The following is a 20,958-nucleotide window of genomic DNA, read 5'->3' on the forward strand; positions in this document are numbered from 1 at the left end:
TCTCCATCTTCATCGCCTCCAATGCGAGCAGCGCCTGCCCGGCCACCACGCGATCGCCGACGGCGACGTCGACCTTCCACACGCTGGACGAGAACGGCGCGTCCACCCGCCGTTCGTCGTCGTCGAGGACGAGGTCGGTCGCCGTCACCGCAACCCGGGACTCGGCGCGCTCCGCGCGGTCGAACTCCCCCGCCGCCGTCCACGCGGCGCGTTCGGCGGCGAACGCCGTGGCCTGGCCGGCGCGGAACTCGGCGATCGAGTCCGCGTTGTCGGCCAGGAATCGCTCGTGCTCGGCAAGGGAGAACGTGCCGTCGGTGATGTCGACCGATCCTCGACCGGCGGCCATGTCCGCGCGCAGGTCCAACAGCTCCTCCGCGGTCACCGGATACCAGGAGATGCGGTCGAAGAAGCGCAGCAGCCACGGGCTGCCCGGCTCGAAGGGCGGGGTGTGCCGGTAGCGGCTCCACACCTGGGTGGTCCTGCCGACGAACTGGTATCCGCCGGGCCCCTCCATGCCGTAGATACACAGGTAGGCGCCGCCGATGCCGACCGAGTTCTCCGCGGTCCAGGTGCGGGCCGGGTTGTACTTGGTGGTCACCAGTCGGTGTCGCGGATCGAGCGGGGTGGCGACGGGCGCCCCGAGATAGACGTCGCCGAGGCCGAGGGTGAGGTACTCCGCCGAGAACACCGTCGCCATGACGTCGTCCTGGCTCGCCAAACCGTTGATCCTGCGGATGAATTCGATGTTGGACGGGCACCACGGGGCGTCGTCGCGCACCCCGGAGGTGTAGCGCGCGATGGCCTCGCGGGTCGCGGGGTCGTCCCAGCTCAGCGGTAGCCGCACCGACCGGCTCGGCACCACCAGTTCCGACGTGGCGGGCAGGTCGTCTTCGAGTTCGGTGAGCAGGCCGAGCAGCCGGTCCACCGACAGCACGTCCGGATCCAGGTGCACCTGAAGGGATCTGATCCCCGGGGTGAGGTCGAGAATGCCTGCGACGGAACTGGATTCGAGGCGCTCCTCGAGCGCATGCACCCTGGCCCGCAGCGCGAGGTCGAGCACCATGTCCCCGTATTCGATCAGCACGTTGTCGTCACCGCTGCGGCGATAGGTGACGGCGGGCGCGTTTCCACCGTCGCGGCGGCGCAGGACGCCGTCGTCACCGTCGCGTTCGGAGCGCCGCACGCGGGGGTTCGCGGCCAGGCGTTCGGCGCCCACCGCCGCTCGGGACGGCGCGTCGGCCGCCCTAATCGGAACGAACCGAACCGTGTCCCCCGGCCGCAGCTGCCCGAGCTTCCATCGCTCGCCGGCCACCACCGTCACCGGACACACGAAGCCGCCCAGGCTGGGACCGTCCGGGCCCAGCAGGATCGGGGTGTCGCCGGTGAAGTCCAGCGCGCCGACCGAGTAGGCGGTGTCGTGGATGTTGGATGGGTGCAGTCCCGCCTCACCGCCGTCGGGGCGGGCCCACTTCGGGCGAGGTCCCTCCAGCCGCACCCCCGTGCGGGCCGAGTTGAAGTGCACGACGTAGTCGGCCGCGAACAGGGTGTCCATGTCCTCGCGGGTGAAGAACTCCGGGGCGCCATGCGGGCCTTCGGTGACCGCAAGCTCCCATTCCGACGGCATGGCGGGCCGAAGGTCTTGCGGAACCGCAGCTTTCGGATCATCGGAGGTGGCCGGAGCAGCACGCAGGACGTCGCCGACGACGAGGTGGCGGCCGCCGTGACCGCCGAAGCGTCCGAGGGTGAACGTCGACGCACTGCCGAGGTAGGCAGGCACGTCGAACCCGCCGTCGACCAGGACGTAGGTGCGCAGTCCGGCGGTCTCGGCCGCGCCAACTGCGAGCACTCCGCCGGCGGGGACGTCGACCGGCTCCCACATCGGCACGGGCACGTCGTCGACCGTGACCGGGCAGTCGGCACCGGCGACGCAGAACGTCGTCGGATGCGTCACGCGCAGCGTCGGTCCTGACGCGGTGCATTCCAAACCCGCTGCGCCCTCGGCGTTTCCGAGGGCCCGGTTGCCCAACCGGAAGGACAGGTCGTCCATCGGTCCGCTCGGAGGGACGCCGACGCTCCACAGACCGACCCGTCCCGGCAGGTCTTGCACGGTGGTCGACAGTCCGGGGCTCTCGACGGTGATGCGCGGGCGCGGGTCGGCGACGCCTGCCAGCGTTCCGGTGTGGTGCCGGGCGGCCCGCACGTCGTCGAGGGTCAGCGCCGCGCGAAGCAGACCGACGTTGACCTCGATGCCCTGAAGGACGGTGGCGTCCAGTGCCCTGCCGAGACGGTCGAACGCCTCGTCGCGGTCGGCGCCTGCGGTGACGACCTTGGCGAGCAACGGATCGTAGGACGCCGTGACCTCGGTGCCCGACTCGACCCACGCGTCGACGCGTGGCGCGGGGTCACCCGCCACGGCGTCGGGAAAGTGCACGGCCACCAGGGTTCCCGTGCTCGGGCGGTAGTCACGGGAGGGGTCCTCGGCGTACACCCGCGCCTCGACCGCGTGACCGCGCACCGGGACCGACCCGACGTTCGCCCCCGGCTCGAGGTGCGGTGCCAGCACATCGGCTTCCCCGCGGGCGAGCCTAAACATCCACGCCGCCAGGTCGACGCCCGTGACCGCCTCGGTCACGGGGTGCTCGACCTGCAGCCGCGCGTTGACTTCGAGGAAGGACGCCTCTTCGCGGCGCGGGTCGTAGACGAACTCGACCGTGCCCGCGGAGCGGTAGCCCACCGAGGCGGCCAGCGCCCGCGATGACGAATGCAGCTGGGCGCGAACCGCTTCCGGTAGCGCGGGGGCTGGCGCCTCTTCGATCACCTTCTGGTTGCGACGCTGCAGCGAGCAGTCCCGGTCACCGAGGGAGACCACGCGGCCGGCACCGTCGCCGAAGATCTGGACTTCGACGTGGCGGGCGTCGTCGACGAAGCGTTCGACGAACACCCCCGCGGAGCCGAAGCTGCGGGCGGCCAGCCGGGACACCCGGTCGAAGGCCGCCCTGAGTTCGGCGTCGTCCCGGCACACCTGCATGCCGATGCCGCCACCACCGCCGGTCGCCTTGAGCATCACTGGGTAGCCGATTTCGGCGGCTGCGGCACGGGCCGCCGCGGCGTCGTCGAGCAATTCGGACCCCGGAAACACGGGAACCCCGGCGGCGCGGGCCGCGGCCCTGGCGGTGTGCTTGGTGCCGAAGATGCGCAGTTGGTGCGGGGTCGGCCCGACGAAGGCCATGCCTGCCGCCTCGACCGCCGTCGCGAAATCGGCGTCCTCGGAGAGGAATCCGTAACCGGGGTGAACCATGTCGACGCCCGTCGCGGACGCGGCGGCCACCAGCGCGTCGACGCGGAGGTAGCTTTCACTGGGCGCCGCGGGACCCAACCGGACGGCGTCGTCGGCGAGGCGCACGTGGGGCGCACCGCGATCGGCGTCGGAGAACACCGCGACCGTGCGAAGGCCAAGCAGTCTTGCGGAGCGCACCAGCCGGACGGCGATCTCACCGCGGTTGGCGATCAGGACGCTGTGAGTCACGCCGCCTCACCCGGCCGGGTGACGATCATGCGGACCGGCGTCGGATCGAAGGCGTTGCACGGGTTGTTGACCTGCGGGCAGTTGGATACGAGCACCAGCACGTCGACGTCCGCGCGCAGGGCGATCCGCTTGCCAGGTGCCGACAGTCCGTCGACGATGCCGAGGGCGCCGTCGGGGTCAACCGGAACGTTCATGAACCAGTTGATGTTGCTGGCAAGGTCTTTGGCGCCGAGTCCATGGCGGGAACCCTCCAGCAGGAAGTTCTCCATGCAGCCGTGCTGAGCACGGGTGTGCTGGCCGTAGCGCAGCGTGTTGGACTCCTTGGAGCACGCGCCGCCGAGGGTGTCGTGCACGCCGACCTCGTCGCCGACGACGGTCATCAACGCGGCTCCCGTGTCGGCCCGCAGCACCGATCCCGTGGTCAGCACGATGCCGCCCTGGCGCGCGATGGTCTCCGAGGCGCTGTAGCGGACGCTGGTGTCGGCGGCGGAGTAGAGCAGGCAGTCGACGGCCTGGTTGCCTGCGAGGTCGACGATCGTCAGCACGTTACCGGCGGCGACGACGGCCGACCACGCGGCGCGTGCGTCGACTCGCTCGTCGAGTACCAGGTCGCCAGCAACCAGGGCGGTGTCCGTCTGTGCGGTCGGGACGTTCACAGGACTCCTCGGGCGATCAGGTCGGCGTCGGTGTTGGCGGCGGCTTGCCGGTGCTCGGGGCGCAGGGGCCCCACCAGGTCGCCGGTCATCAGCAGGTCGAGGTCGCCCTCGGCGGGCCATGCGTGCATCCGCAGAGCCGAACACGTGAACTCAGGACGCGGGTCGAGCGGGTGCGCCGTATTGGCCAGCGACACGATCGCGTCGACGTGAAGGAGCAGGTCGACGTAGGCGCCGGCTCCCGCGGAGCCCTGCCACTCGAACGCACCGTCGGAATTGACCCGCACCCCCTTGAAGAACGACGGGGACGGCGGCAGGTCACGCGGTCCGAGGCCGTTCTTGAGGGCCGCCAGCAGCAACAGCTCCCGCCCTGCCGGTGACGCGGATTCGGGAGCCCCCGCGCCGTAGCGTGCGTGATTTCCGTCGCGAGTGGTGGTGCCTGCGAGGGCGTCGTGGCGTCCCGAGGTGTCGGCGACGACGGTCGCCAGCACCCGTCCGAACCCACTGAGCAAGGGATGTCCCGTTCCGAGGTAGGCCTGCCAGGGCACCTTCACGGTGTCGGCGACGTTGAGGCGCTCGTGCGGACCGTCGGCGCGGTGGATCAGAAGGTGTGCGCACGCGTCGCCGTCGAGGTCGGTCAACCGGATGCGCGTGCCACGGGCCAGTACGGCGGTCGAATATCCGCCTGGCGCAACCGTTTCCGACCACAACAGGTTGGCGGCCGGCACTCCGTCGGGTGTCGTCGGGCTGCTCGTCGCCGGGACGTGGCGCATGGCGTCCGCGGTCCGGCCGTGCTGGGCCCTGGCGTGGGCCTTGGCGCCAGCGGTCGTGGCGGTGTCCGGATGGTCGCTGTGGTGCGAGTCGCGCACGTGGCTGGTCACTGCTACTCCATGGGCTCGTGACGTCGGTCGTCCACCGACATATCTGTCAGATGACAGTTTTCTCGGCCTGCCGCCGTTGGTGGTTGCCGCGGTGTAACCGATTCCAGGCGGCTGGTTAACAACAGGCTTCGCACGTGACCGGCGTGTGACGAGTACCGGGTCACCCCCACGACATGGTTGGATCGAGGTGGGTGCCGACCCTCGGAAACCTGCCGCGGAGACTCCCCAGCTGTGAATTGCTCGAGCTGGGGATTAATCCACCGACGGCCCCGGTTGGCACTCAACGGGGGCGCAACGGTGCGCCCAATTTTGGTGCCGCCGCCACGACTGGCGGCGACGAACGCTTGACAAGACGACAAGAGGGTACGAAGAGAAGATGACCACGACTGTTTCCGCCATCGCCGCCACCTCGGCGACCGAGCCGCTGACCAAGACCACCATCGAGCGCCGCGACGTCGGCCCGCACGACGTGGCTTTCGACATCAAGTTCGCCGGTATCTGTCACTCCGACATCCACACCGTCAAGGCCGAGTGGGGCCAGCCCAACTACCCGGTCGTCGCGGGCCACGAGATCGCCGGCGTCGTGACAGAGGTCGGCGCCGAGGTCACCAAGTACAAGGTCGGCGACCACGTCGGCGTCGGCTGCTTCGTCGACTCCTGCCGTGAGTGCGACAACTGCAAGGCCGGTCTGCAGCAGTACTGCACCGGCGAGGGCGGCATGGTCGGCACCTACAACGCCACCGAGCGCGACGGCACCCCGACCTACGGCGGCTACAGCCAGGCCATCGTCGTCGACGAGAACTACGTCCTGCGCATCCCGGACAGCATCCCGTTGGACAAGGCCGCTCCCCTGCTGTGCGCCGGCATCACCCTGTTCTCCCCGCTGCACCACTGGGGCGCGGGACCCGGCAAGAAGGTCGCCATCGTCGGACTCGGCGGTCTCGGCCACATGGGCGTCAAGATCGCGCACGCGATGGGCGCCGAGGTCACGGTCTTGAGCCAGTCGCTCAAGAAGATGGAGGACGGCCTGCGCCTCGGCGCAGACGAGTACTACGCCACCAGCGACCCCGACACCTTCACCAAGCTGGCCGGAAAGTTCGACCTGATCGTCAACACCGTGTCGGCAACACTCGACCTCGCCGCCTACATGGGCCTGCTGGCCACCGACGGCACGCTGGTCGAGGTGGGTGCGCCGGAGAAGCCGATGGTGGTGCCGTTCTTCCCGCTCGGTGCGCAGCGTCGCAGCCTGTCCGGTTCCATGATCGGCGGCATCCCCGAGACCCAGGAGATGCTCGACTTCTGCGCCGAGCACGACATCACCCCCGAGATCGAGGTCATCGCGGCCGACTACGTCAACGAGGCCTACGAGCGGGTCCTCGCCAGCGACGTGCGGTACCGCTTCGTCATCGACACCTCGACCCTGTGATCCCAGGCGTCATCTAGCTCCACACGTTGCGGCCCAAGCCAACCGGATGTCATCCCGGGGCTTGGGCCGCTTCGTCGTCCGGTCCGGCATTGCCAAACCCGGACAGCGGCCACCCCGCCGCGGCGAGCTTGGCGGCGACCCTACGCACGTTCTCAGGGCCCGCATCGTGATGGGTGACGTCGGTGATGAAGTGCTCGATCTCGTCGACTGCGATGCCACCGTCCTTGACGGCGGGCGAATCCGCGGCGGTGAGGTTGCCGACGATCTCCCCGATCTGTTCCTCGGTGAGCGGCGTCGCGCGCAGCAACGCCAGCAAAGGGACCCGGTCGGGCCCCGGCACCCCTTCCGGGTAACCGGCCCGGAGCCAATTCAGAATCGACGTCAGCAGATTGGTGATGGTCACGGCCCCCAGTCTCGAGGCTGAACCGCGCAATCACCAGCACGCGTCGACGGTGAACTTCGCCGTTCGAGTTGTCGGATCCGGTGGTGAGTGCGACGCTCTGGAACAGACCGCAGCGTCGCGGACCTCATTATGCGTTGATTCCGAAGCTTGGAGGCCCTAGTGGGTGCCGATTCCGCAACTACCGACGATCCGGCCGAGGTCCGGGCAACCGGCCTGAAGAAGGGGTCCATCGGCATCGTCGCGGTCATCTTCATGGCCGTCGCCAATGCCGCGCCGATCACCGCGATGACGGGCAACGTGCCCATCGCCGTCGGGTTTGGCAACGGGCTCGGCGCCCCGGCCGGATTCCTGTTCGCGACGATCATCCTGACCCTGTTCGCCCTCGGATACGTCGCGATGGCTCGCCACATCACCACCACGGGCGCGTTCTACGGCTTCATCTCCCACGGCCTCGGTCAAACCTGGGGCATGGCAAGCGGAATGCTCGCCACGTTCGCCTACGTGGTGTTCGAGGGGTCACTGATCGGCGGCTGCGCGTACTTCGCCAACGACGCCCTGAAGACCATCTTCAACGTCGACGTCCCGTGGGTCGCGATCGCCGTCGTTGCGATCGTCGCCATCGCCGCGTTGTGCTACTTCGACATCAGCCTCACCGCAGCCATTCTCGGCATCACGCTCACCGCCGAGGTGCTGATCCTGCTCGCGCTGGCGTTCTCGGTCATCTTCTCCGGCGGCGGCCCCGACGGCATGATGCTGAACCAGACGGTGCTTCTCAACAACGCCTTCGAGAGCCTGCCCGCCGGCGCGTTCGGCACGGCCGCCGCGGCGGGATCGATGGCCATCGGACTGTTCTTCGCGTTCTGGTCGTGGGTCGGCTTCGAGACGACCGCGGTGTACGGCGAGGAGTCGCGCAACCCGAAGAAGATCATCCCGAGGGCCACCATCATCGCGGTGGTCGGTCTCGGTCTGTTCTACACGTTCATCTCGGCCATGGTGATCGCAGGCAACGGCGCTAAGACCTCCGTCGAAACCTCCATCAGCGCTTCACCTCTCGACCTGTTCTTCAACCTGGTCCAGACCAACCTCGGCGGCGTCCTGCTCGACGTATACAAGGGTCTGCTGGTGATCGGCTCCTTCGCCTGCGCACTGGCCTTCCACAACGCCGCGTCGCGCTACCTGTACGCACTCGGTCGCGAGGTGCCGTCGGAGAAGGTCAAGGCCACCGTCGGCGGCACGCACCCCACGCACGGCTCGCCATACATCGCCTCGACGATTCAGAGCGTCATCACGCTGCTGATCGTGCTGTCGTTCGCGTTCTTCACCGCGGTCCAGGTTCCCGACGCCGACGGCACGCCGGTCGACACCCCCGCCCTGGTGCCCTACGTCAACGTCTACGGACTGCTGGCGCTGATCGGCACCGCGGCGATCCTGCTGGTGCAGGCCATTTGCTCGGCGGCGGTCATCTGGTTCTTCTGGGTCAAGAAGACCCACCGCGGCAACGTGATCACCACGCTGCTGTGCCCGTTGGTCGGCGGTCTGGCGATGCTGTACGTGGTGTGGCTGCTGTGGGACAACCGCGAATTCGCGGCGGGACTCGCGGCGAAGTCCGACGTGTTCAAGGCCGCCCCGTACATGATTCTGGCGGTCTTCGCGATCGGCCTCGGCTACGCGGTGTGGTTGCGCACCACCAAGCGAGCCGTCTACGCCGAGATCGGCCGCACGGTCATGGAGGATGCGCACGAGCGCAGCGACGCCTGACCTGAACATCGCTCCACCCGAGATTCCCGCACGCCCGGCGTGCGGGGATCTTTGCGTTCACCAGCCACGGTCACGAGGCTCGGGGACTCCCGGTGGTGCCGCGCACCATCAGCTTCGGTTCGAGGACGACGTCGTCGTGGAGGTCACCGCTCTCGTCCTCCATCATCTGAACCGCCAGCCGCACCGCGTGTTTGGCGAGGCCCGACGCGTCCTGATGCACCGTCGTCAGATCGATCAGCGGGTAGTCCGACAGGCGGCTGTCGTCGAACCCGATCAGGGACAGCTCCGACGGCACCTGCACCCCCGACCGGGTGAAGACGTCGAGCAAGCCGAGCGCGCATCGGTCGTTGCTCGCCAGGATCGCCGTAGGCAGAGGCGATTCGGCGAGCATCGTCCGTGCCGCGTGGGCACCGGCTTCCTCGGTGTGGGCGCCGGCGACTACCCGGGCGACGGCCTCAAGTCCGTGGCTGCGCATCGCGGCGCGGTAGGCACGGCGGCGCTCGGCCGACCCTGGGCCGCGACCGCCGTCGACGTGGACGACGTCGCGATGCCCGAGTTCCACCAGGTAGTCCACGGCCTGACGGATTCCCTTGGCGTCGGCGGTGCGCACCGAACTCATCCCGCGAACCAGGGGTTTGGCGGTCACGTCGGCACCCACCACGACGACGGGCAGTCGCTCGGTGAAGCGTTGCAGCGCAATGAGGTCCGATGTCGGACCAAGAAGGATGAGCCCGCCGCACCGATGGCTGATCAAGGACTCCACGGACTCCGCTTCGTCACGGTCGGGCAGGTTGGCCGTCAACAGCACGTCGTAGCCCACGCCTTCGGCGGCCGGATAGACGTCGGTGACCATCTCGGCGTGAAACGGCTGCCGGATGTCCATCAGCACGCCGACCGTCCGACTCCGGCCGCGGGCCAGCAGTTGCGCCGCCGAGTCCGGGCGGTAGCCGATCTCGTCGGCGACCTCGAGCACCCGACGACGGGTCTCCTCACTGGCACCGGGCTTACCGCTGAGGATGAACGACACCAACGTTCGTGATACCCCGGCGCGGACGGCGACGTCCGCCATGGTCGGTCGCTGGGTAGCCACGGGCAGTCCCCTCGCTGTGACGCTTGACACGTCTTGGTCGTCGCGTTCATAGTAGACCTCACGCGCGTTACTAACGCGATTTAGTCTCCCGTTGATCGCGGCTCCGGCCATGGCCACCAGCGAATGCCCATCCACGAAAGGACCCGCCCCACAATGAGCACCATCCTGGTCGGATCGGCCCCCGACTCCTGGGGCGTCTGGTTCCCCGACGACCCCAACCAGACCCCGTACACCCGCTTCCTCGACGAGGTCGCCGCGTCGGGGTACGAGTGGATCGAACTGGGGCCCTTCGGGTACCTCCCCACCGACCCCGACGAGCTGGCCGACGAACTGGCCGCGCGCAACCTCAAGTTGTCGGCGGGCACGGTGTTCGAGCACCTGCACCAGGACGATGCTTGGGACTCGGTGTGGACCCAGATCGAGGACGTCGCCAAGCTCACCGCGGCCGTCGGCGGCAAGCACGTCGTCGTCATCCCCGAGATGTGGCGCGACCCCGCCACCGGCGCCGTCCTCGAGGACCGCAACCTGACGACCGAACAGTGGGCCAAGAAGACCACCGGCATGAACGAGCTGGGCAAGGCCATGTTCGAAAAGTACGGCGTCTGTGCGCAATACCACCCGCACGCCGACAGCCACGTCGACACGCAAGAGAACGTCTACCGCTTCCTCGACGGCACCGACGGCGAGTTCGTCAACCTGTGCCTTGACACCGGCCACATCAGCTACTGCGGCGGTGACAACATCGCCATCATCGAGCGGGCGCCAGAGCGCATCGGCTACCTGCACCTCAAGCAGGTCGACCCGGTGGTGCGCGCCAAGGTGGAGGCCGAGGACCTTCCGTTCGGCGAGGCCGTCAAACTCGGCGCCATGACCGAGCCGCCGCTGGGCATCCCCGACATGCCGCCATTGCTGGCGGCCGTCGAGCGCCTCGGCGTCGACGTCTTCGCGATCGTCGAGCAGGACATGTACCCCTGCGCCGTCGACGCACCTCTGCCCATCGCGCAGCGCACCCGAAATTATCTTGGGTCGTGTGGCGTACCGTCCGTTCGCTTCAGCTAGGAGTGCAAGAGCATGTCTGACTTGAGAATTGCCGTCCTCGGCGTCGGAATGATGGGTGCCGACCACGTCGCACGCATCGGGTCGAGGATCGCCGGTGCCCGGGTCACCGTCGTCAACGACTACCTGACCGAGAAGGCCGAGACGCTCGCCGCGACCATCCCCGGGTGCCGCGCGATCGCCGATCCCCTCGACGCGATTGCCGACGCGGACGTCGACGCCGTCGTCCTCGCCACCCCCGGCACCACCCACGAGAAGCAGCTGCTGGCGTGTCTGGAACACGGCAAGCCGGTGATGTGCGAGAAGCCCATGACCACCGACGTGGCGACCTCGCTGGAGGTGGTCAAGCGCGAGGCCGAGCTCGGCAAGCGGCTGATCCAGGTCGGCTTCATGCGCCGCTTCGACGCCGAGTACGTGGCGTTGAAGGCACTGCTGGCCGACGGCGAACTCGGCACGCCGTTGGTCATGCACTGCGTGCACCGCAATGCCGTGGTGCCCCCGAACTTCGACAGCTCGATGATCGTCAAGGACTCACTCGTCCACGAGGTCGACGTGACGCGCTTCCTGTTCGACGAGGAGATCACCTCGATACAGGTGATCAAGCCTTCCGCCAATCCTCATGCGCCTCAAGGTCTTCAGGATCCGCAGATCGCGATCTTCCAGACCGCCTCCGGCAAGCACGTCGACGTCGAGGTGTTCGTCACCACCGGCGTCGCCTACGAGGTCCGCACCGAGGTCGTCGGCGAGCGCGGCAGCGCGATGATCGGACTCGACGTCGGGCTGGTGCACAAGAGCGCACCGGGGCGCTGGGGCGGTCAGATGACACCCAGCTTCAAGGAACGCTTCGGCCTGGCCTACGACGTGGAGATCCAACGCTGGGTCGACGCCGTCCGCTCCGGCGTGAACGTCGACGGCCCTGGCGCCTGGGACGGGTACGCCGCGGCGGCGGTGTGCGCGGCCGGCGTCGCCTCCCTCGAGTCGGGCCTGCCCGTCGCCGTGGAGATGGTGTCGCGTGACTCGTTCACGGGAGCCTGAGCCGGCGTATTCCTGCTAGCAGGGGGGCGGTACGGCGGCTAGCGGTGAGGACAGCGGGGCGGCGCACTCGAATGATGAGGGAATGGCAGGCGATCGCTCCAAACCCGTGTTGAATTGGCGCGGCACCACGGTCACCCGGCGTTCGATACTGGCCGGCCTTGGTGCCGTTGGCGCCTTCGTCGCCGTCGACCTTGGATCCGTCGCATTTGCGAACGGGTGGGTCGGCGGGGGCGGTGCGTTCACCCGGCAAACCTTCATGGACGCGTTCCGCACCGTGTACGGCAACCACCCCGGCTTCCGCAAGAATCACGCCAAGGGCGTTGCCGTCACCGGGTACTTCGACGGCAACGGCAACGGGGCCGAGTTGTCGTCGGCTGCGGTCTTCGGCTCGGGGCGGACGGTCGTGACGGGCCGGTTCTCGTTGGCCGGCGGCAACCCGTTCATGGCCGACACGCCGTCGGCGGCACGCGGCCTCGGCCTGGCGTTCGGCTTGCCGGGTCCCGACCAATGGCGCACGGCCACGCTGAATCTGCCTGTCTTCCTTGATAATTCGCCACGTGGCTTCTACGACCGGTTGCTGGCGTCGAAGACCGTCGCCGGCACCGGCAAGCCCGACCCCGCGGCGATGGCTGCCTTCCTCGCCGAGCATCCGGAGACCGCGGCCGCGATGGCCGTCATCAAGAAGCACCCGCCGACAACGGGATTCGCCGACAGCACCTTCTCCAGCCTGAACGCGTTCTTCCTCGTCGACGCCGCTGGCCACCGCACCCCGGTGCGATGGTCGTTCGAACCGATGCAGGCAGCGCTGCCCTCGAAGGCGGGTGACGACGGACTGTTCGACGCCCTGGTTCGACAATTGCGGGCCGGCCCGTTGAGCTGGCGGCTGCACCTGGTGGTCGGTGAGCCGTCGGACCCGTTGACGGACGCGACGCTGCCGTGGCCGCCCGACAGGCGGGTCGTCGACGCCGGAACGCTCACCCTGACCGCCGCGGCGACCGAAGCGCCGGGCAACGCCCGCGACGTCAACTTCGACCCGCTGGTCCTCCCGCCGGGTATCGAACCCACCGACGACCCGCTGCTGAGTGCCCGGTCTTCGGTGTACGCGGCGTCCTACCGGGCTCGTACCGGGGAACCGAAGTCGGCGTCAGCCGTCCAGGTCGGAGACGTGTCATGACCACCCGCTTCCCACTCCGAACGCGAGTGTTGCACTGGCTCACCGCGATTCTGGTCTTCACCGCGCTGCTCGTCGGGTTCGTGATGGTGAACTCGCTGGGGTCCTACGCGGCGCTGCTCGGCGTGCACATGACGTTGGGGATCGCCATCCTGGCGATCGTCGTGGTCCGCGGGTTCAACCGGTTCACCCATCGCACTCCCCCGTTGCCGGACACCGTCAGCGGGTTCGAGCACAAACTCGTCGTCGGTTCGGAGCTGTCGATGTACGCCCTGCTGCTGGCACAACCGCTCGTCGGCTGGGCGATGGTGTCCGCGGAGGGCCTGCCCGTCGGGGTGTTCGGCTCACTGCGGCTGCCGCGCATCGCACCCGCCGACGCGGACGTCTTCTTCCTGCTGCGGCAGACCCATTCGATACTGGCGTACCTGTTGGTGGTGGTCATCATCGCCCACGTCAGCGCGGTGCTGCTGCACACGCTGACGTTGCGAGACCGGATGCTCTCGCGGATGACGTTCGGTCGGGGCTAGGAATCCCGGTCACCGCAGGTTGGGAAGAAGGGTCTTTGGACTCCATCGGCGTCGCCCGCGGTCGACATAGGTTCGCACCATGACTCAGACGCTCGATTCACCGACCACACCGCAGGCCGTCGACACGATGCGCGCCGCGGTGGTCACCAAATTCGGTGACGCGCTTGAGGTTCAGGATGTCGAACTACCCACGCCAGGCTACGGCGAGGCGCTGGTGAAGCTGGAGACCTCGGGCATTTGCCACACCGATCTGCATGCCGCACATGGGGATTGGCCGGTCAAGCCGCAACCGCCGTTCATTCCCGGCCACGAGGGCTGCGGTCGCGTCGTCGCGCTGGGCGACGGCGTGAAGGATCTCGAGATCGGCGACATGGTCGGCAACGCCTGGCTCTGGTCGGCGTGCGGAAGTTGCGAATTCTGCCGCACCGGTTGGGAGACGCTGTGTGAGAGCCAGCAGAACGGCGGCTACAGCGTCAACGGCAGCTTCGGCAGTTACATGCTCGTCAACGCCGCCTACGCCCCCCGGATCCCGGACGGCGTCGACCCGCTGGAGATCGCACCCATCCTGTGCGCGGGCGTGACCGTCTACAAGGGTCTCAAGGTCACCGACACCCGGCCTGGTCAGTGGGTGGCGATCTCCGGCATCGGCGGGCTCGGCCACATCGCCGTGCAGTACGCGCGGGCGATGGGGCTGCGCGTCGTCGCCATTGACGTCGACGACGCCAAGCTCGCCTTGGCCACCAGTTTCGGCGCCGAAGTCGTCGTCAACGCCCGCACCAGCGACGTGGTGGCCGAGGTGCAGAAGGCCACCGGCGGCGTGCACGGAGTGCTGGTGACCGCCGTCCACCCCCAAGCCTTCGGGCAGGCCATCGGATTGGCCCGCCGCGGCGGCACCATCGTCTTCAACGGGCTGCCGCCCGGCGACTTTCCGGCGCCGATCTTCAACATCGTGCTCAAGGGCCTGACCATCCGAGGCTCCATCGTCGGAACCCGCCAGGACATGGTCGAAGCGCTCGACTTCTACGCCCGCGGTCTGATCCATCCCACGGTGGCCGGCGCGCGACTCGACGACGTCAACGACGTGTTCGGCCGCATGGAACGCGGACAGATAGACGGCCGCGTCGTCATCGACTACCGGACGCACTGACGGCGTCTCGGGTCAGAAGTCCCAGTCCTCGTCGGTGGTGTTGACGGCCTTGCCGATGACGTAGGAGCTGCCCGAGCCGGAGAAGAAGTCGTGATTCTCGTCGGCGTTGGGGCTCAACGCGGACAGAATCGCCGGGTTGACGTCGGTCTCGTCCTTGGGGAACAGCGCCTCGTAGCCCAGGTTCATCAAGGCCTTGTTGGCGTTGTAGCGCAGGAACTTCTTGACGTCCTCGGTGAGCCCGACCCCGTCGTACAGGTCCTGGGTGTACTCGACCTCGTTGTCGTAGAGCTCGAAGAGCAGCTCGTAGGTGTAGTCCTTCAGCTCGGCCTTGCGCGCCTCGTCGGCCAGCGCCAGACCCTTCTGAAACTTGTAGCCGATGTAGTACCCGTGCACGGCCTCGTCGCGGATGATCAGCCGGATCATGTCGGCGGTGTTGGTGAGCTTGGCGCGGCTGCTCCAGTACATCGGCAGGTAGAAGCCGGAGTAGAACAGGAAGCTCTCCAGAAGCGTGGAGGCGACCTTGCGCTTGAGCGGATCGTCGCCCTTGTAGAAGTTCATCACGATCTCGGCCTTGCGCTGCAGGTTCGGGTTTTCCTCCGACCAGCGGAACGCCTCGTCAATGTCGACCGTCGAGCACAGGGTGGAGAAGATGTTGCTGTAGCTCTTGGCGTGCACCGACTCCATGAACGCGATGTTGGTGTAGACGGCTTCTTCGTGCGGGGTGATCGCATCGGGGATCAGGCTCACGGCGCCGACGGTGCCCTGGATGGTGTCCAGCAGCGTCAGACCGGTGAACACCCGCATGGTCAGCTGCTTCTCGTGCTCGTTCAACGTGCCCCAGGACGGGATGTCGTTGGACACCGGAACCTTCTCCGGCAGCCAGAAGTTGCCGGTCAGGCGTTCCCAGACCTCGGCGTCCTTCTCGTCGTGAACGCGGTTCCAGTTGATGGCGGAGACCCGGTCGATCAACTTGATTCCATCAGACACTGTGACCCCAATTCGATGCGTTGCAATGAGCTCCCATGACACTACAACTGGGGTGTGTCATCGCGTGGCAGCACAACCACTTGTGGTTGGCGTGTCGTGGTCAGCGCCCGATGAACCGGTACTCGTCGCGCTTGAAGCGCCTGGTCGCCAGCCAGTACTGCCAGGTCATGCCGCTCCACAACACCCGGTTGACGCCGTGGGAGTCCAGGTACCAGCTGCGGCACCCACCGGTGTTCCACACCGTCGTGGCGAGGCCGTCCTGCAGGTCGCGGTTGAACGCGTCCTGCGCGGCGCGTGTCGGCGCCACCGCCTGAGCGCGCGCCTCGTCGACGGCTGCGATCGCCTGCGCGACGTACCGGATCTGGGCCTCGATCATGAACACCACCGAGTTGTGGCCAAGGCCGGTGTTCGGGCCGAGCAGGAAGAACAGGTTCGGCATGTCGGCGACCGCGACGCCGCGATGCGCCTCGACGCCCTCGCGGTTCCACCGGTCCACCAGGTCCTCGCCGCCGGGGCCCGTGACGTCGACGTAGGAGTACGAGTCGGTGACGTGGAAGCCGGTGGCGAACACCACCACGTCGACCGGATGCTCGACGCCGTCGGCGGTGACGATGCCGTCGCGGGTCATCCGCGTGATGCCCTCGGTGATGACCTGGGTCTTGGGATTGGCGATGCCGCGGTAGTAGGTGTCGGAGTTGAGGATTCGCTTGCACCCGGCCCGGTAGTCGGGAGTCAGCTTGCGGCGCAACGCCTTGTCCTTGACCGAACGTCGAATGTTCCACTTGCCAAGCAGCGCACCGATTCTGAGCAACTCGGGCTGCTTGGTCATGCCGAAGCCGACCACCTCGTGCAGCCAGTAGATCGCCACCCGCATCGCGGCCCTGGTACCGGGCACCTCGGTGAACGTCCGCCGCACCCATTCCGGCAGTGCGTTGTTGGGGCGCGGCATCACCCATGGTGGAGTGCGTTGGTAGACCTGAAGTTCTGCGACGTCCTTGACGATCTCGGGGACGAGCTGGATGGCGCTGGCGCCGGTGCCGATGACGGCGACCCGCTTGCCGGTGATGTCGACCGAATGGTCCCACTGCGCGGAATGGAATGCGGCCCCGGCGAATTCGTCGGCACCCTCGATCTCGGGGATCAGCGGGATGTGCAGCGCCCCGGCTCCCGAGACGAGGAATTGCGCGACGTATTCCTGCCCGTCGGCGGTGAACACGTGCCACCGCAGCTCGGCGTCGTCCCACGTGGCCCGCTCGACGCGGGAGTTGAACCGGACGTACCGGCGCAGACCGTACTTCTCGGCGACACCCTTGAGGTAGTCGAAGATCTCGGGCTGCAGGGACCACATGTGGGTCCAGTCCGGCTTGGGTTCGAACGAGAAGGAATACATGTGCGACGGGATGTCGCAGGCGCAGCCGGGGTAGGTGTTGTCCCGCCAGGTGCCGCCGATGTCGTCGGCCTTCTCGAGGATGACGAAGTCCTCGAAGCCGAAGCCCTGCCTCTGGAGCGCGATCGCCATCCCGAGGCCGGAGAAGCCACTGCCGATGATGACGGCGCGGGTGCGGACGGGGCTCCTCTGCGCCGCGACGGCGCCTGCCTCTTCGGCAATGGTCATGCCGCCACGATACCTGGGAACGCGGGTACCGGGTATCAGGCCACGGTCTCGCGGCGGCGGACGCCTTCGTGCAGCGGCAAATCGGGATCGATCTTGATGCCAAGCAGTTCACACGTGCCGTAGATGGCGGCCAGCATCATCGTCGTCATGTGCGCCACGAACTGCTCCGGCGGCATCCGCCGGGGGCTGTCGGCCCCGGGACCGAGCCACCACTCGGTGGCCGCGGCGGCGGAACCGAATGTCGTGAAGGCGGCCAATTCCATCGCCGCCCCGTCGAGTTCCATCTCCCGGAGTTCGTCGTTGAACATCGCGGCCATCGCCAAGGTGATGTCGCGCCCCTCGTTGAGGGCCCGCATCGCCTCGGTCTGTTCGGCGAATCGCCCCTGGATCAGGAATCGGCACACGTTGGGATGTTCGTCGACCAGGTGGACGTACTTCTCGACGCTGCGGAAGATCACCTCGCGGGCCGGATCGGTCCCGACGTTGATCGCCGGAATGATGGCCGCCCACAACATGTCTCGGAGTCGTTCACCGATCGCCTGGAACAGGTCGGCCTTGTCGGTGAAGTGCCGGTAGATCTTCGGCTTGGCGGTGCCCGCCTCTTCGGCGATCTCGCGCAGCGACAGCTCGGGACCGAGCTTGTCGATCGCGCGGAATGCCGCGTCGACGATCTCGGCGCGCACCTTCTTGCGATGCTCACGCCAACGCTCGCTTCTGGCGTCGACCTTCACCCCCGGCGGGGTGCCCGCAACGGGCCGAGACGGTCTGCGCACGGACTCACTGTACAAGCTGAACGGTGCTGACCTGCCAAGACCGCACCGTCGCCCCGCGCGCGGCACGTGTCAGCCGCCCCGCGCGGGTAGCATCTGGAGCCGATATACCCCAGCTATACGAGACGAGACTCATGACGCAGCGGTACGACCTGGTGATTGCCGGCGGAGGGCCGTCCGGCGCCGCCGCAGCGTGGCAGGCAGCCCAGACGGGTGCCAAGGTAGTCGTCCTGGACAAGGCCGAGTTCCCGCGCGACAAGCCGTGCGGCGACGGTTTGACCGCCAGGGCGGTCAGCTACCTCCAGAAGATGGGCCTGGCCGAGGAGGTCGACAAGTTCCACCGGGTCAACCGTGTGACGGTCTTCAGTCCATCGCAGTGGGAGTTGTCGTTCCCGACCCGCCCCGGAATGCCGAACCACGGCTACGTCGCACCCCGGCCCGTCCTGGACACCCTGCTGCTCAAGCACGCCGAGAAGGCGGGCGCCGAGATCCGGCAGTCCTGTGAGGTGACGGGTCCCGAACTCGACGCCAACGGTCGGGTGGTCGGCGTGGTCCTCAAGGGCGGCGAGAAGGTCTACGGCGACGCCGTCATCGCCGCCGACGGCGCCTACTCCCCCATCAAGCGGGCCCTGAAGATCGACTCGGAGTACAACGGCTATTCGGCGATCGCGATCCGCGCCGAGATGCCGGCCAACAAGCCCGACTCCGATTCCCTCGACATCTATCTCAACCTCAAGTTCAACGGCGATCAACTGCCGGGCTACGCGTGGGTGTTCCCGTTCGGTGGTGGCCGCATCAACATCGGCCTCGGCTACGTCAACAGCTACAAGGACTGGCAGAAGATCAACGCCACCCAGTTCATGGGCGAGTTCATGCAGACGCTGCCCCGCGAGTGGGGCCTGCCGCCGATCGAAGAGCTCAAGAAGGACAAGCTAGTGCGGGCCTGGCGATTGCCGATGGGCTTCACCGCGTGGCCGCCGTGGCGTCCCGGCGTGTTGTTCACCGGCGACTCGCTCGGCGCGGGCAAGCCGGCCTCGGGTGCGGGTATCTCGAAGGCGCTCGAATCGGGCCTCGCCGCGGGTGAGTGCGCAATTGCGGCTCTGACCAACGGCGGCCCGGACGACTTCACCAACTACGCGCAGCGAATGGAAGCCGCCTGGGGCAAGGAGTACCGGCGCGGCCGCTACTTCCACAAGCTCGCGGGCATCCCCGCCGTGGCGAACAACGGCATCAAGCTGATCGACAACGCGTTCTTCCGCGACCGGATGCTCAAGTCGCTGTACAAGAAGGAACAGGGCCCGCAGCACAAGGTGAAGTAAGCCTGGTGAGGTAGCCCTCCTCGGCTCCAGCCGTCGAATGTGACTCCCGCGACGCGTCGCGGGAGTCACTTTCGTCGTGGGCCCAGTCTCGGCAATTGACAGTCCGATGTGACGTAGGTCATGCTGATACTCGGTAGTATGGCTGGTCAGTCGGCGACGACCTCAATTGGTCCGCCTTGCGCGGAGCCGGTCGGCGACACGGCCATCACGACAGCTCCGATGAAAGGCCCCCCGATGAGCGTCAATCCCCGCGCCGCGGCCGACGCGCTGCACGCCAGCGCGACCCGCAAGGTCATGTTCCGCCTTCTTCCGATCATGTGTGCCGCGTACTTCATGGCCTACATCGACCGAACGAACGTCGCCCTTGCCAAGACCGCCCTTCAGGCCGACGTCGGCATCAGCGTCACCGCATTCGGGCTCGGCGCAGGCATCTTCTTTCTCAGCTACGCGTTTCTGGAAGTGCCGAGCAACCTGATCATGCACAGGGTCGGCCCGCGCCGGTGGATCGCCCGCATCGCACTTACCTGGGGTGCGTTGTCGGCGGCGATGATGTTCGTGCAGGGGGATCTGTCCTTCTACCTGCTCCGCTTCCTGCTCGGCATCGCCGAGGCCGGCCTCTATCCGGCTCTGATGTACATGGTCACCATGTGGTTCTCCCAGAAGAATCGCGCGACCGCAGTGGGTTTCATCTACTTGGCGCCCACCATCGCCCTCGTCGTCGGCGGGCCGATCGGTGGCGCGCTGATGGAACTCGACGGGCTGGGTGGGCTGCACGGATGGCAGTGGATGTTCCTCGTAGAGGGCGTCGTCACCATGCTCGTCGGCGTCGTGGTCTTCTTCCGGCTGCCCGAGGTGCCCGCGGACGCGAAGTGGCTGACGACCGAGGAGGCCGAAAGCCTCAGCGCCGCAGCGTCGGCCGGCCGCACCGACCACGAGACGCGCATCCGCGGCAACGTGAAGAAGGCCTTCGGCCGTCCCTTCATCGTCATCGTGGCACTGATCTACCTGTTCAACCAGATCACCAACGTCGGGATCGTCTTCAACATCCCGTCCATCGTCGAAGACCTGGACGTCCGCGGTTCGTTCCTCATCGGACTGGTGTCGGGCAGCGCCGGGATCGGTGCCACGGTCGGCGTCCTGCTGGTGCCCTACGTGCATCGCCGGTTCCGCAACGAGACGCAGCTCATCGGCATTCTCGCGGCAGCCACCTTGGCGTCGTCGATCGCCTTCGTCCTGGTGTCTGACCCCGTCGGCAAGGTCCTCCTGATCGCCGTGTCGATGGTGTTCGTCTTCGGTACCCTGCCGTTGTTTTGGTCGGTCGCCATGGCCCGGATGTCGGGTCTGATGGCCGCCGCCGGGCTCGCCTTCATCAACACCGTCGGCTTGATCGGTGGGTTCATCGGGCCCTACGCCTTCGGGCTGGTCGAGAACGTCACGGGCGACCCGGGTTCCGGCTTCCTGGTGGTGATCGTGTCGTCGGTCATCGGGGTTGCGCTCGTACCACTGCTCGGCCGAGCCGTCCGCAACGAGGACCGCGCGACGACCCCCACGCCCGCCCCCGAGACGTCCTCCGCCCGCAATCGCTGACTCCCGA

At 67.4% G+C, this 20,958-nt stretch carries 17 protein-coding genes; 9 read left to right on the forward strand and 8 right to left on the reverse strand.

Annotated elements, in window-relative coordinates; translation table 11 throughout:
* The 3 genes from uca to B1790_RS28580 all read right to left on the reverse strand — a co-directional run.
* On the reverse strand, positions 1-3,526 hold a 3,526-nt coding region (gene uca / locus B1790_RS28570), incomplete at its 3' end, for an urea carboxylase (protein ID WP_079926664.1).
* Positions 3,523-4,182 carry an urea amidolyase associated protein UAAP2 gene (locus B1790_RS28575; protein ID WP_198952147.1) on the reverse strand — a complete coding sequence of 220 codons (660 nt, stop codon included), beginning with the start codon at positions 4,180-4,182 and terminating at the stop codon, positions 3,523-3,525. The genes uca and B1790_RS28575, both read right to left, overlap by 4 nt.
* The gene (locus B1790_RS28580; protein WP_142271551.1) at positions 4,179-5,060 is read right to left on the reverse strand and encodes an urea amidolyase associated protein UAAP1; all 882 of its coding nucleotides are present in this window, start codon (positions 5,058-5,060) and stop codon (positions 4,179-4,181) included. The genes B1790_RS28575 and B1790_RS28580 overlap by 4 nt, the downstream gene beginning before the upstream one ends.
* A gap of 376 nt (positions 5,061-5,436) precedes the next feature.
* Here B1790_RS28580 and B1790_RS28585 point away from each other — a divergent pair, with 376 nt between their 5' ends.
* Complete coding sequence (locus B1790_RS28585) at positions 5,437-6,486, forward strand: NAD(P)-dependent alcohol dehydrogenase (protein ID WP_079926666.1); 1,050 nt, start codon at positions 5,437-5,439, stop codon at positions 6,484-6,486.
* Between the two features lie 49 nt (positions 6,487-6,535).
* On the opposite strand, the gene B1790_RS28590 is transcribed toward B1790_RS28585, so the two are convergent.
* On the reverse strand, positions 6,536-6,889 hold the full coding sequence (locus tag B1790_RS28590; RefSeq protein WP_079926667.1) for a DUF3349 domain-containing protein: 354 nt from the start codon (positions 6,887-6,889) through the stop codon (positions 6,536-6,538).
* A gap of 159 nt (positions 6,890-7,048) precedes the next feature.
* On the opposite strand from B1790_RS28590, the gene B1790_RS28595 reads away from it, so the two are divergent.
* Positions 7,049-8,647: an APC family permease gene (locus B1790_RS28595; protein WP_079926668.1), complete on the forward strand. Its 1,599-nt coding sequence runs from the start codon at positions 7,049-7,051 to the stop codon at positions 8,645-8,647.
* A gap of 70 nt (positions 8,648-8,717) precedes the next feature.
* On the opposite strand, the gene B1790_RS28600 is transcribed toward B1790_RS28595, so the two are convergent.
* Positions 8,718-9,716, reverse strand: coding sequence for a LacI family DNA-binding transcriptional regulator (locus B1790_RS28600; RefSeq protein ID WP_142271553.1), 999 nt, complete (start codon positions 9,714-9,716; stop codon positions 8,718-8,720).
* A 174-nt stretch (positions 9,717-9,890) separates the two neighbouring features.
* Between B1790_RS28600 and B1790_RS28605 the strand changes: the two genes are divergently transcribed.
* The 5 genes from B1790_RS28605 (at position 9,891) to adhP (ending at position 14,673) form a co-directional block, all read left to right on the forward strand.
* Positions 9,891-10,796, forward strand: a complete 906-nt coding sequence (locus B1790_RS28605; protein ID WP_079926669.1) for a sugar phosphate isomerase/epimerase — start codon at positions 9,891-9,893, stop codon at positions 10,794-10,796.
* A gap of 12 nt (positions 10,797-10,808) precedes the next feature.
* Positions 10,809-11,828 (forward strand): Gfo/Idh/MocA family protein, encoded by a 1,020-nt coding sequence (locus B1790_RS28610; RefSeq protein ID WP_079926670.1) that lies wholly within the window; start codon positions 10,809-10,811, stop codon positions 11,826-11,828.
* A gap of 82 nt (positions 11,829-11,910) precedes the next feature.
* Positions 11,911-13,002, forward strand: coding sequence for a catalase family peroxidase (locus B1790_RS28615; protein WP_079926671.1), 1,092 nt, complete (start codon positions 11,911-11,913; stop codon positions 13,000-13,002).
* Positions 12,999-13,526, forward strand: coding sequence for a cytochrome b (locus tag B1790_RS28620; RefSeq protein WP_079926672.1), 528 nt, complete (start codon positions 12,999-13,001; stop codon positions 13,524-13,526). Before B1790_RS28615 ends, B1790_RS28620 begins: the two co-directional genes overlap by 4 nt.
* Positions 13,527-13,605: 79 nt before the next feature.
* Complete coding sequence (adhP, locus tag B1790_RS28625; protein WP_079926673.1) at positions 13,606-14,673, forward strand: alcohol dehydrogenase AdhP; 1,068 nt, start codon at positions 13,606-13,608, stop codon at positions 14,671-14,673.
* 12 nt (positions 14,674-14,685) lie between these two features.
* Here the strand turns inward: adhP and nrdF are convergent, their stop codons facing one another.
* The 3 genes from nrdF to B1790_RS28640 all read right to left on the reverse strand — a co-directional run bounded on the left by nrdF (position 14,686) and on the right by B1790_RS28640 (position 18,048).
* A complete protein-coding gene (gene nrdF / locus B1790_RS28630) occupies positions 14,686-15,648 on the reverse strand; it encodes a class 1b ribonucleoside-diphosphate reductase subunit beta (protein ID WP_079926698.1) in 963 nt (320 codons plus the stop codon).
* Between the two features lie 112 nt (positions 15,649-15,760).
* Complete coding sequence (locus B1790_RS28635) at positions 15,761-17,275, reverse strand: NAD(P)/FAD-dependent oxidoreductase (protein ID WP_079926674.1); 1,515 nt, start codon at positions 17,273-17,275, stop codon at positions 15,761-15,763.
* Between the two features lie 35 nt (positions 17,276-17,310).
* Complete coding sequence (locus B1790_RS28640) at positions 17,311-18,048, reverse strand: TetR/AcrR family transcriptional regulator (protein WP_079926675.1); 738 nt, start codon at positions 18,046-18,048, stop codon at positions 17,311-17,313.
* A gap of 131 nt (positions 18,049-18,179) precedes the next feature.
* On the opposite strand from B1790_RS28640, the gene B1790_RS28645 reads away from it, so the two are divergent.
* The gene (locus tag B1790_RS28645) at positions 18,180-19,364 is read left to right on the forward strand and encodes an NAD(P)/FAD-dependent oxidoreductase (RefSeq protein WP_079926676.1); all 1,185 of its coding nucleotides are present in this window, start codon (positions 18,180-18,182) and stop codon (positions 19,362-19,364) included.
* A 234-nt stretch (positions 19,365-19,598) separates the two neighbouring features.
* On the forward strand, positions 19,599-20,951 hold the full coding sequence (locus B1790_RS28650; protein WP_079926677.1) for an MFS transporter: 1,353 nt from the start codon (positions 19,599-19,601) through the stop codon (positions 20,949-20,951).
* The last annotated feature ends 7 nt before the right edge of the window (positions 20,952-20,958 follow it).

The sequence above is a fragment of the Mycobacterium sp. AT1 genome, assembly GCF_002043095.1.
Taxonomy (GTDB): Bacteria; Actinomycetota; Actinomycetes; order Mycobacteriales; family Mycobacteriaceae; genus Mycobacterium.

Coding starts and splice junctions, on each gene's coding strand:
- B1790_RS28600 (WP_142271553.1), bottom strand. CDS start 9,716: ATGGCGGACGTCGCCGTCCGCGCCGGGGTATCACGAACGTTGGTGTCG.
- B1790_RS28605 (WP_079926669.1), top strand. CDS start 9,891: ATGAGCACCATCCTGGTCGGATCGGCCCCCGACTCCTGGGGCGTCTGG.
- B1790_RS28585 (WP_079926666.1), top strand. CDS start 5,437: ATGACCACGACTGTTTCCGCCATCGCCGCCACCTCGGCGACCGAGCCG.
- B1790_RS28650 (WP_079926677.1), top strand. CDS start 19,599: ATGAGCGTCAATCCCCGCGCCGCGGCCGACGCGCTGCACGCCAGCGCG.
- B1790_RS28645 (WP_079926676.1), top strand. CDS start 18,180: ATGACGCAGCGGTACGACCTGGTGATTGCCGGCGGAGGGCCGTCCGGC.
- B1790_RS28620 (WP_079926672.1), top strand. CDS start 12,999: ATGACCACCCGCTTCCCACTCCGAACGCGAGTGTTGCACTGGCTCACC.
- B1790_RS28615 (WP_079926671.1), top strand. CDS start 11,911: ATGGCAGGCGATCGCTCCAAACCCGTGTTGAATTGGCGCGGCACCACG.
- B1790_RS28610 (WP_079926670.1), top strand. CDS start 10,809: ATGTCTGACTTGAGAATTGCCGTCCTCGGCGTCGGAATGATGGGTGCC.
- B1790_RS28635 (WP_079926674.1), bottom strand. CDS start 17,275: ATGACCATTGCCGAAGAGGCAGGCGCCGTCGCGGCGCAGAGGAGCCCC.
- adhP (WP_079926673.1), top strand. CDS start 13,606: ATGACTCAGACGCTCGATTCACCGACCACACCGCAGGCCGTCGACACG.